This window comes from Pollutimonas bauzanensis, from assembly GCF_040393045.1.
In the GTDB taxonomy this organism is placed as follows: domain Bacteria; phylum Pseudomonadota; class Gammaproteobacteria; order Burkholderiales; family Burkholderiaceae_B; genus Pollutimonas; species Pollutimonas bauzanensis_A.
Genome location: NZ_JBEBUX010000146.1, coordinates 1 through 9,813 on the forward strand (window position 1 = coordinate 1; position 9,813 = coordinate 9,813).

Sequence of the window (9,813 nt, forward strand, 5' to 3'; positions counted from 1 at the left end):
CAGAGTACAAACCAGACGGAGAATAAATGTGACAATTACCATCAGAACCGAAGAGTTAACTGATGCGGAAGCAATTTTTGAAGTGACCCGACGCGCTTTCCTGACTGCAGCCCATACCAATCATAAAGAGCAATTCATTGTGAATGCGCTGCGACGTTCCGGTGAGCTTGCTTTATCCCTTGTGGCAGTGGAAGAGCACGGGGCGGTTGGCCACGTCGCCTTCTCACCGGTGGCTGTTTCGACAGGTGACACCGGTTGGTATGGATGCGGCCCACTATCCGTCTTGCCGGAGCACCAGCGAAAAGGCATTGGAAGCCAGTTGGTGCAACGGGGCCTGGAAATGTTAATAGGGAGGAATGCGCGAGGTTGCGTACTAGTCGGCGACCCGGCCTTTTATTCACGTCTGGGCTTCAACCCCTGCAGGGATTTGATACTACCAGACGTGCCCCCAGAATACTTCTTGTGCAGGAACTTTGGCGAATTCACGCCGAAAGGCGAGGTTACGTTCTCCCCCGCTTTTGAGGCGACGGCTTAATACTTAAGCACTAAATTGCCTGACTCAAAGCGAAGCAGCTCTTAAAGTGCCGCTTCGCGAAGAGCTTAATCAGGAGCTCATAGCCGAAAATGGTCGTTTGTTAGCGCGGTTTGAGCTCCGGGGTTTCCAGCTTATCCTGCTGGAAGGGGCTTGGCGTTGAAAAATCCTTCGCGTAAGATGATTCCGTATTCAAGATAAGCTTTCATGCAGGCCAGCATCTGCATCCAGCCACCGCAATTGCCATATGATGCGCGCAGCCCGGCGGCTGTCTCTCGCCAGCCGCTTTCGGTGATGCTAACCATCGTGCCGCCATCATCCAGCCCGGTAAAGGCAATACGCACTTCCGTGTCGTAGCCGCCGCCCTGAATTTCACCACGATCGAGTCCTATTTCCTCAGGCACATCCTCACTCGCCTCCCAAAGTAGAACGATTTCCTTGTCCTGCTCCACCTTGACGACCTTGACAGGAAACGCGCCGGGAAAATCATGGAAATCCCATGTGACAGCCGCTCCGGTCTCCAGTCGGCCCTTTGCTCCGCCGGTCGTGAAATAGCTGGAAAGCTGCTTGGGATCGGCTACTGCCTCGAACACCTCGTGGACCGGCTTCGCAATCCGTCCTGACACCGTGAATTTCAGTTCCATTGCTCTGTCTCCTTGTTGCATGTTCCCATACATACGTTATAAAAAATATAGCACGCTGGAAACAGATGATTCGGACAAGGTTTTTAAGCGTTGGCTGCCCATAAACCGTCGCTTATGAACAGCCGCTCCTGGCCGAAATTTGACCTTGTTCACCGCAACAGCTCGACCCTTGCAAACCATCCCCACCTTTCCGCCTAAGTTGAGCATGCTTTTCTATAGAGCCTGAAGAGCCGGGATGATGTGGTTTCTCAGCAGCGGCGCTATCATTTCCGGATACGGTCCATGCAACGGTAGCCACCTCATCTCCGCGATTTCAGCTGAAACTATCGGCTTTTGGTTACCAGGCAACTTGGCAATAAACGCGTGGGCGTGCACGGAAGTATTGGCTTCGTTGGCAGCAACCTCAACAAAAGAGCCGAGGTGCGTCAGCTTCTCTGCTATCAGCGTTATCTGAAGCTCTTCCCAGACTTCCCTAACAAGAGCTTCAGAGGGAGTTTCCTGGTTATCGAGCTTGCCGCCAGGAAGCATCCAAGCAATGGTTTTTTGCTTGCGAACGACCAGCAATTCCCGGTTTTCATTTATAAAGCATGCGGTAGCGATGTTGAGCGTTTTCATGAAACGCATTCTAGATTAGCGCAGCACCTTTGTCAGACCTGTATTGAGTCTGACAATAGTACGGCGGGAGTATCCTATCGTCATGGACTCTCTGATCGCTGCCTCCGCGCGTGCCCTCGCTGCTGGCGACGCGCTTGGCGCCCTCAAGCGGGTAGCCCTACGCGACGATCCGCCAGCTCTGGCCTTGCGCGGTATCGCAATGGCCCAGCTCGGCGAGTATTTGCGTGCCCGCGAGCTTCTTCAGCGTGCCGGCCGGGGCTTCGGTGCCCACGAAGCGCTGGCGCGGGCTCGTTGCATCGTCGCCGAGGCCGAGGTAGCGTTAGCCATGCGCGACTTCGGCGGTTCACCACGCTCGCTAGCGGCGGCCTTGGCGACGCTCGAGTCGCACAACGATTCCGCCAACGCGCTGCAGGCACGTCTTATCGCGGTACGCCGGCTATTGCTGATCGGTCGCCTGGACGAAGCCGAAACCGCACTGGCCCAGCTCGATACCCGTGCTCTTCCGCCATCGCTGGCCGCAATCACCGAACTAAGCACGGCGGAAATTGCACTGCGCTCGCTTCGGATGGATTCAGCGCGTATGGCGCTTGCCCGTGCCCAGGAAGCAGCCGAACAAGCAGGCGTACCGGCGCTCTTGGCCGAGGTCGCAGAAGCACGAACCATGCTTAGCCGCCCCGCCGCACGGCGCCTCTTTCCCGAAGGCGAGCAAGAACTGCGCTTGGACGACGTTGCAGCGCTCTTAACTTCTGACATGCTGGTCATAGACGCCTGCCATCGCCGTCTTGGCACGGGTGCCGAATGGCAGTCGCTGGCACGCCGCCCAGTACTGTTCACATTGGCGCGTGCGCTTGCACAGGCTTGGCCCGGCGATGTCGACAGGGAAACCCTGATCGCGCGTGCATTCCGCAGCCGCCACCCCGACGAATCGCATAAGGCTCGCTTACGGGTTGAAATCGGTCGTCTGCGCGCGCTTGTCAAAACACTGGCGCATATCGAAGCAAGCACGCAAGGCTTTATTCTTAAGCCTCTTGATAACCGTGCCGTTGCTGTTCTGGTACCGCCTATTGATGATGATCAGGCATCATTGGTCGCCCTGCTTTCCGACGGTGCGGCCTGGTCCACGTCCGCCCTGGCGATGGCCCTGGGAGCCAGTCAACGAACTGTCCAGCGCGCGCTTGTCGAGCTTGAAGCAGCCGGGCGAGTGCGCTCGATCGGACGTGCGCGGACGTGCCGATGGCTGTCTGCGCCGCTGACAAGATTCACGACGATATTGTTACTCCCTACTCTGCTGCCGTTGACATAAAGTGGTCTTACCGCGCCAATCCGAGGCGCACAACAAGGAGCTAGCGATGACCCAACAAACAAATCTAAAGCAATCCCAGACGGCGGACCGCGCAGCCGAGATCGTACGAGAATATGGTCCTTTCGACGGTGCCGACCAGGTACACGGCGTGACCTTCGATGGCCAGCGCGTATGGGCAGCCACCGGAGCCAAGCTGATCGCCTTCGATCCAGCCAGCGGAAAACCCAGCCACACGCTCGACCGAGCCTGCGATGCCGGCACCGCATTCGATGGAACTTATCTTTATCAGATTGCCGAAGAGCATATCTACAAAATAGATCCTTCCAACAACAAAGTGGTGGCGTCGATCCCTGCGCCCGGACACGGTAGCGACTCGGGACTGACGTGGGCTGAAGGCAGCTTATGGGTGGGCCAATACCTTGACCGCAAGATTCACCAGATCGATCCGGAAACCGGTGCCGTCATCCGCAGCATCGAATCCAATCGCTATGTGACCGGGGTAACTTGGGTCGACGGCGAACTATGGCATGGAACGTGGGAAGGAGACGAAAGCGATATCCGCCGAATCGACCCGAAGAGCGGAGCCGTGCTTGAACAGCTGGAGATGCCCCCCGGCATTGGCGTCAGCGGACTCGAATCCGACGGTGCCGACATTTTTTACTGCGGTGGCGGAGCAAGCGGCAAAGTCCGCGCCGTGCGACGTCCGAAGCAATAATCAGTGACTGACAGTAAGGATCTGGCTATGCGGCAAGGGTTGCGCCGCCATCCACCACCAAGTCTTGCATGGTGATATGGCTGGCCAGATCCGATGCTAAAAATACGACAGCGTTAGCGATCTCGTCCACTGTGGCCAACTTGCCCAGGGGTATGCCCAATTTATATTGATCCATGGAGCCATCTATGGTGCGCTGGGCATCTTCGGGCGTTTTCCATAATTGGCGCAACATGTCTGTATCGGTAGAGCCTGGGGACACCAGATTGCACCGAACGCCATAAGGCGCAAGCTCCAGGCCTACGCAATGACTAAGGCTGACCAGCGCCGCCTTGGATGCGCAATAAGCCGCCATCCCCATGCGCGGCACATGCGCGGCGTTCGACGCCACGCTAACTACCACACCGCTGCGTTGGCGCTTCCACAGCGGCACCAATTGGCGAAACAAATAAAAAGCGCCCGACACATTCACATCCATGCAAGTGTGCCAGTCATCCAGGCTTAATGCATCACTATTACCCAGGCGTAAAGCGCCAGCCGCATTGATCAGCCCATCGAGATGCGGCTGTTCGTCCAGCAATTTCCGGCACACATCCTGAACCTGTTGGTGATCGCTGATATCCAATAGCGTCGTGCGAAAAGGATATTCGGCCTGATCAAACTGACGATCCAGGCCGACCACGTCAGCGCCAAGCTCATGCAATTGCTGCGCGATACGCAGGCCTATGCCCCGCCCTGCACCCGTTACCCACAAGCGTTTCCCCGAGAAATCCAGTGTCGTCATGATTTGTCTTTAATAATTGAATAGGTTCGGCTTCAAGCGATCTGGCTGATGAGACTCGCGGTATCGACAACTTTTCCACAACGGCCCGCCACATACTTCAGGGCCATGAGGTGTTCTTCCGCGGAGAAATCCGCAACGGCATCGCCCACCATAAAAGGTTGAATGTCGCACATAAAGGCATCCAGGGCGGTGGTCAGGCACCCAATATGCGCGTAGATGCCGCAAATCAGTAATTGATCGCGCCCCCAGCCAGCCATAAGTTCCTGCAGTTTTGAGCGGTAGAACGCGCTGTACCGCCACTTAGCCAACACCGTATCGTCCGGCCTGGGTTCCAGTGCCGGCACGACTTGTTGCTGGTCAGGATTGGCCACGGTCAGGCCTGGCCCCCACATATCATTCAACAGGGCCCGATCGCTGGGGCTTTGATCTGTTGGTTGTGCCGTATATACAACAGGGATACCTTGCGCGTCACACCAATCACGCAGAGCGGCGATGTTCGCCTGAACCTGCCCAATCAAGGAACTATTCCGACCATAGAAAGCGACAAAATATTCCTGCATGTCGTGTATCAACAATACGACGCGCTTACTGTCCACTGACCAATTCACTTTATTAACGGGAAAGCCCGCCGCCAGCGGCAAGGAATAAGAGGCAAGAGCGGGAATAGTCATGGTAACTGCCTTAAGCACGGGCCGCCTGCCAGCGGCTGTAAACCAATGGCATCGTCACCCAAAGCGGGTTCGGTGATCGTCTGGGAAAATACCGCGAACCGACTGGGGCAAAACATGACGAACTGTCGTGTTATTGCCCGCCAGGCGGACCGTAACGAGAATCAATCCCATTCTAGATTTAACGCCACAGAAATGCAAACGGATGGGTGATACACTCGGGCGGTCCTGTATGGACGACGACGCGGGCCGCGCTTGTACTCCCCGCGACTTCAAACAAAAAATGGAGCATCCATGCACTACGTCATTCAAGTTCTCGCCGCCATTCTGGTTGGCGTTTCCATCGGCGCCATACTCGGCCAACGCAACAACCTTCTGCTCATCGGTTCCCTTATCGCGGCTGCACTGGGCGTATACGCCATTTTCACCGCGTCCTGGATCCCCCTGGCTGTCGGCACCGTCGTGTGTTTGGCAACACAAGCCGTACAGCGCGACACCCCATCTGTTCAAGCCTGATTGAACGCTGGCGGCGATGCTACAGCATCATGCCGCCAGACACTTCGATACGCTGCCCGGTAATCCAGTTATTGCCATCAGAAAGCAGCGCTGCAACGGCACCCCCTACGTCATCAGGTAGTCCCACGCGGCCAAATGCAGTAAGGCTGGCGATATGCGCATTAACCTGCGGGTTATCACGCGCCGCGCCACCGCCAAAATCGGTCTCGATCGCGCCGGGTGCAATGGTGTTGACTGCAATCCCCCTGGGGCCCAGTTCTTTGGCCATGTAGCGAGTCAGCACTTCTATACCCCCCTTCATCGCCGCATATGCAGCATAGCCAGGCAGCGTAAAGCGTGCCAAGCCTGAAGAGGTGTTGACGATACGTCCGCCATCCTTGATCAACGGCAACAGTTTCTGCGTCAGAAAAAACGTGCCCTTGAGATGAATATTGACGAGCTGATCAAACTGATCTTCAGTCGTGTCGGCAAACGAAGCCTGATTGCCACTACCCGCATTGTTCACAAGATAATCAAACTGCGTTTGCTGCCATGTGTCCGCCAGCACGTTTTTTACGCTTTCTGCGAACGCACCGAAACTCTTGCTGTTGGCGATATCGAGTTGAAGCGCCACGGCACGACGGCCAAGCGCTTCAATCTGGCGTACAACGTCACGCGCGCTGCTTTCGCCGCTTTTGTAGGTAAGGATGACGTCAACGCCCTTTTCTGCAAGCTTCAGCGCCGTATTGCGCCCCAACCCCCGGCTTGCTCCGGTGATAAGCGCGACTTTAGTGCTTGATTCGATCATATTGCTCTCCTTGGTCATGACATGAACTATGTTTAAAAGACTTTAGTAGTTCTCATAAAAAGAATAAATTAGCTAAAACCGACCAAACTGTTCTGCAGAAAAGGACAATCTGCCAATGGATCTGAATACACTCCGCATTTTTGTTCGAGTCGCTGAACTGGAAAGTTTCACGCAAGCAGCCGATCAGCTGGGGCTTGCGAAGGGCCGCGTCTCTGCGGCAGTACAACGGCTAGAAATACAAGTTGGCACGCGGCTGCTGCATCGCACCACTCGTCACGTTCGGCTTACTGCCGACGGAGAACAGTTTCTTGCGCGATGCAAGGATTTGATCGCTGATGCAGAGCAGCTACAAGGGATGTTTCAGTCATCGCCAAGCGGTTTGCGCGGCCGCTTGCGTATTGACCTGCCGAACAGCATGGCTCGGAACCTGATTATTCCAAGGCTGCCAGAGTTTCTATCGGCGCATCCCCTGCTCGAAATGGGAATCAGCACCAGCGATCGCCACGTGGATGTGATCCAGGAGGGATTCGACTGCGTGTTGCGAGTTGGCTCACTCGCCAATACCGATTTAGTTGCCCGCCCCCTGGGCGCTATGAAAATGTGCAACGTGGCGAGTCCCGCATACTTAAGCAAGTATGGCACCCCGAAGACTTTGGCCGACTTGTCACAGCATCGTCTCATTCATTATGCCGCTACGCTTGGAACACAGGGAGCCGGCTGGGAGTGGCAAGACGGCGCGGCGGTGCGTAGCCACCCCATGCACAGCGCAATCGTGGTCAATGGCACAGATGCTTATCAAGCCGCCTGCCTGGCCGGGCTGGGGCTGATTCAGGTGCCAGTCCAGGGCGGAATGCCTTTGGTTAATGAAGGCCTGCTGGTCGAGGTTATGCCCGCGTTCACTGCCGCACCGATGCCAGTATCGCTTCTGTATCCCCATCGACGCCAGATAGCGCCTCGTGTACACGCTATTCTGGACTGGCTGACGAAAGTAGTTACGCCTTATCTGATGGAGTGATCGCCGCGGTAATGGCTTTCACTTCATCACTATAAGTTTCACCAGTGAATTCAATAAGGCAAAATCCATGGCCGAATGGGTCAGAAAAGCTTAGGCATTTTGATCCCTTCCAGTGGACGCATTCGCTTTCCTGCAAGGCCCCGGCGTTTATAGCGCGTTTCGCAGCTTCCTCTATATCGTCCACGACGAAATCAACATGAACCGGCGTCCAGTGCCTCGTGTATTGACGCACAGCACTGTAACTTTTCACCGGGTGTGAGCCGACAGCGTTACGTAAAAGATAAAGCGTAGACGACGCACCGGTCAATTCTGCAACATCTTCGTCGATGATGCGACTGAGACTCAGAGATAAGGCGGCGCTGTAGAAATCAATGGCGGGACCAAGCTCTGGAACGTCAATATTTATAAGCATCTTCATAGGGGGATATGAAGCTAATTTATCAGTATTGAAGAATTATTGATCAATCCAGCGTTGATGTCGAATGTTCTATTGCAGCTGGATCTTAGGCACCGGTGCTCGGTTGCTCAACGGTCGCTGCAGCGGATGCGGCGTGGTCTAACGCAAGAAACTGCGTGGACGGCCGTCCATCGGCGTTGTGCTGCACGATACGGGCGGGCCGGCCCTGTGCGTCAAGCCACACTTGACCGATGCCCGCCCCGTTCCACAATCGTTCGCCACGGCGGCGCTGATCAGGCAGGCGCGGACTGATCGCGAGGTCTCGACGCTGGGTGAACCAGTTCAATGGTGAGCGCGGAGCGTAAAGCCAGCGGTTAAGGCGATCCAGCCAGTCGAGCAACCGTCGCGGAAATTCGTTTTTGATGCCGCTGCTTGTAATCTGCCAGATGTGTGGCGTACGATCGCGGTCCCGGACTTGCACATCGTAGGCGAAGGAATAGTGCACGTCGCCCGACAAGATAACGTAATTGCCCGGCGTGCGGGAATGGCGGAATATATTTAGCATGACGCTGGCCGCACCGCGATGCGCCATCCAGTTTTCGGCGTCGACGGTTAAGGCCGCACCCGCAAAAGTGCATAGCCGTTGTACTACCTCGATCAGCTTGACGCCAAACATGGGCGTTGGCGAAACGATCACGGCTGCCGTTTCATCAAGCAATTCATGCTGCAGTTCGGTCAACGACTCCCAATCCATCAACCCCGACGGATAGCTGGGTAATCGCCGGCTGCGCCAGCGACGCGTGCGTGTATCAAGCACAATCACTGTAGGTTTCGTGCGCAACACATAATCCCACTTGCCAAACGATAGCAGCCGACCGATCAGCGCGTCCTGCGCAGCGGCGTCGAGCCGGTCTTTGGTGTCGGGCGCGGCCGTCAGTGCGTCCATGTCGTCGAGCAGCGCGCCGAAGACATCGGGACGATTTCCCCAACCCTGGCACAGCATATAGGCCAACAAGGCATTGCCCACGATGCGCCGCGAGAATGGATGCTCATAGGCGGTGGTTTCCCACTTGGCTGAAAGATTCCAGTCGTCGGTGATGTCGTGGTCGTCAAAAATCATCAGCGTCTGAACGTGGGCGAGCAGACGCGCAGCGTGGGGCAGATCGCTACAAAAGCCCTGCAGGGCTTTGGCCTCGCGTCGCCAGCGGTGGGCATGCTCGGCATCCAGTACGGGTACCGCCGGCTTGGGCACTAGCTGCCATGGCACAGGCGACCAGGCTAGCAAATACATAGCCATCACCTCGGCCAGCGTCACCAGGTGATTATGCGCATTGGCCGTGGTGAAGATCGGCTTTTCCACGCCGCCGAAGAATCGCTCCCGCAGCGCCTCGTTGGACTTGAATGCGGGCAACAGATCTTCGCGTCGGTAATAGCTGGCGGGATGGACATAAAGCTCATCACTGTCTGAGACGACGGCGCCTTCCAGACACTCGCCATATAGACCAAGACGACGGATCAGCGCGTGGATTACGGCGAGCATGGGACCAGCCACGTCATCGGCATAGACCTGGTCGCCGCACAGCATGAGCATGGCAGGCCGCGCGTCGGCCCGCCCGATGTCGTCGGCCAACAGGCCGTCGGCGCGTGCGAGCCCGTCGCGCGAGGGATGATGCGGCTTGCGGCATGAGCCGAAGAGAATGTCGTCAGCGCGGCTACGCAGCACCAGGCTGGGCCGCGTCGCGCCCTCATGCAGCAAGTGCGGCGCCCATTGCGCGATATTGGCTTCGACGCCGCCGTCCGGCGCGGCGATCAAGTCGTAATGAATCACCGTGTCCTGCGG

The 9,813-nt window shown here is 56.6% G+C and carries 12 protein-coding genes; 5 read left to right on the forward strand and 7 right to left on the reverse strand.

What is annotated here, in order from left to right:
• The first annotated feature begins 28 nt into the window (after positions 1-28).
• Entirely contained in the window at positions 29-535 is a 507-nt protein-coding gene (locus ABWO67_RS17100) for a GNAT family N-acetyltransferase (protein ID WP_353153803.1), read from the forward strand.
• A 131-nt stretch (positions 536-666) separates the two neighbouring features.
• On the opposite strand, the gene ABWO67_RS17105 is transcribed toward ABWO67_RS17100, so the two are convergent.
• Positions 667-1,176, reverse strand: a complete 510-nt coding sequence (locus tag ABWO67_RS17105; RefSeq protein ID WP_353153805.1) for an SRPBCC domain-containing protein — start codon at positions 1,174-1,176, stop codon at positions 667-669.
• Positions 1,177-1,389: 213 nt separating this feature from the next.
• Positions 1,390-1,791 (reverse strand): NUDIX hydrolase, encoded by a 402-nt coding sequence (locus ABWO67_RS17110; RefSeq protein WP_353153807.1) that lies wholly within the window; start codon positions 1,789-1,791, stop codon positions 1,390-1,392.
• Between the two features lie 82 nt (positions 1,792-1,873).
• On the opposite strand from ABWO67_RS17110, the gene ABWO67_RS17115 reads away from it, so the two are divergent.
• Both ABWO67_RS17115 and ABWO67_RS17120 read left to right on the forward strand, forming a co-directional pair.
• On the forward strand, positions 1,874-3,094 hold the full coding sequence (locus ABWO67_RS17115; protein ID WP_353153809.1) for a helix-turn-helix domain-containing protein: 1,221 nt from the start codon (positions 1,874-1,876) through the stop codon (positions 3,092-3,094).
• A 46-nt stretch (positions 3,095-3,140) separates the two neighbouring features.
• On the forward strand, positions 3,141-3,809 hold the full coding sequence (locus ABWO67_RS17120; protein WP_353153812.1) for a Vgb family protein: 669 nt from the start codon (positions 3,141-3,143) through the stop codon (positions 3,807-3,809).
• A 25-nt stretch (positions 3,810-3,834) separates the two neighbouring features.
• Here the strand turns inward: ABWO67_RS17120 and dhbA are convergent, their stop codons facing one another.
• Together dhbA and ABWO67_RS17130 are read right to left on the reverse strand one after the other, a co-directional pair.
• Positions 3,835-4,590 carry a 2,3-dihydro-2,3-dihydroxybenzoate dehydrogenase gene (gene dhbA, locus ABWO67_RS17125; RefSeq protein WP_353153814.1) on the reverse strand — a complete coding sequence of 252 codons (756 nt, stop codon included), beginning with the start codon at positions 4,588-4,590 and terminating at the stop codon, positions 3,835-3,837.
• A gap of 32 nt (positions 4,591-4,622) precedes the next feature.
• A complete protein-coding gene (locus tag ABWO67_RS17130) occupies positions 4,623-5,261 on the reverse strand; it encodes an isochorismatase family protein (protein ID WP_353153817.1) in 639 nt (212 codons plus the stop codon).
• Positions 5,262-5,552: 291 nt separating this feature from the next.
• Between ABWO67_RS17130 and ABWO67_RS17135 the strand changes: the two genes are divergently transcribed.
• On the forward strand, positions 5,553-5,774 hold the full coding sequence (locus tag ABWO67_RS17135) for a hypothetical protein (RefSeq protein ID WP_353153819.1): 222 nt from the start codon (positions 5,553-5,555) through the stop codon (positions 5,772-5,774).
• A 19-nt stretch (positions 5,775-5,793) separates the two neighbouring features.
• Here ABWO67_RS17135 and ABWO67_RS17140 read toward each other — a convergent pair whose 3' ends face one another.
• Positions 5,794-6,561 (reverse strand): SDR family NAD(P)-dependent oxidoreductase, encoded by a 768-nt coding sequence (locus tag ABWO67_RS17140; protein ID WP_353153821.1) that lies wholly within the window; start codon positions 6,559-6,561, stop codon positions 5,794-5,796.
• A gap of 115 nt (positions 6,562-6,676) precedes the next feature.
• On the opposite strand from ABWO67_RS17140, the gene ABWO67_RS17145 reads away from it, so the two are divergent.
• On the forward strand, positions 6,677-7,576 hold the full coding sequence (locus ABWO67_RS17145; protein WP_353153824.1) for a LysR substrate-binding domain-containing protein: 900 nt from the start codon (positions 6,677-6,679) through the stop codon (positions 7,574-7,576).
• On the opposite strand, the gene ABWO67_RS17150 is transcribed toward ABWO67_RS17145, so the two are convergent.
• Both ABWO67_RS17150 and ABWO67_RS17155 read right to left on the reverse strand, forming a co-directional pair.
• Positions 7,554-7,994 (reverse strand): VOC family protein, encoded by a 441-nt coding sequence (locus ABWO67_RS17150; RefSeq protein WP_353153827.1) that lies wholly within the window; start codon positions 7,992-7,994, stop codon positions 7,554-7,556. The genes ABWO67_RS17145 and ABWO67_RS17150 overlap by 23 nt on opposite strands.
• Before the next feature lie 85 nt (positions 7,995-8,079).
• On the reverse strand, positions 8,080-9,813 hold a 1,734-nt coding region (locus tag ABWO67_RS17155; RefSeq protein ID WP_353153829.1), incomplete at its 5' end, for a metallophosphoesterase family protein.

What these genes read in the sequence shown, in the direction of transcription:
- ABWO67_RS17105 (WP_353153805.1), bottom strand. Translation starts at nt 1,176, where the DNA reads ATGGAACTGAAATTCACGGTGTCAGGACGGATTGCGAAGCCGGTCCAC.
- ABWO67_RS17110 (WP_353153807.1), bottom strand. Translation starts at nt 1,791, where the DNA reads ATGAAAACGCTCAACATCGCTACCGCATGCTTTATAAATGAAAACCGG.
- ABWO67_RS17115 (WP_353153809.1), top strand. Translation starts at nt 1,874, where the DNA reads ATGGACTCTCTGATCGCTGCCTCCGCGCGTGCCCTCGCTGCTGGCGAC.
- ABWO67_RS17120 (WP_353153812.1), top strand. Translation starts at nt 3,141, where the DNA reads ATGACCCAACAAACAAATCTAAAGCAATCCCAGACGGCGGACCGCGCA.
- dhbA (WP_353153814.1), bottom strand. Translation starts at nt 4,590, where the DNA reads ATGACGACACTGGATTTCTCGGGGAAACGCTTGTGGGTAACGGGTGCA.
- ABWO67_RS17130 (WP_353153817.1), bottom strand. Translation starts at nt 5,261, where the DNA reads ATGACTATTCCCGCTCTTGCCTCTTATTCCTTGCCGCTGGCGGCGGGC.
- ABWO67_RS17135 (WP_353153819.1), top strand. Translation starts at nt 5,553, where the DNA reads ATGCACTACGTCATTCAAGTTCTCGCCGCCATTCTGGTTGGCGTTTCC.
- ABWO67_RS17140 (WP_353153821.1), bottom strand. Translation starts at nt 6,561, where the DNA reads ATGATCGAATCAAGCACTAAAGTCGCGCTTATCACCGGAGCAAGCCGG.
- ABWO67_RS17145 (WP_353153824.1), top strand. Translation starts at nt 6,677, where the DNA reads ATGGATCTGAATACACTCCGCATTTTTGTTCGAGTCGCTGAACTGGAA.
- ABWO67_RS17150 (WP_353153827.1), bottom strand. Translation starts at nt 7,994, where the DNA reads ATGAAGATGCTTATAAATATTGACGTTCCAGAGCTTGGTCCCGCCATT.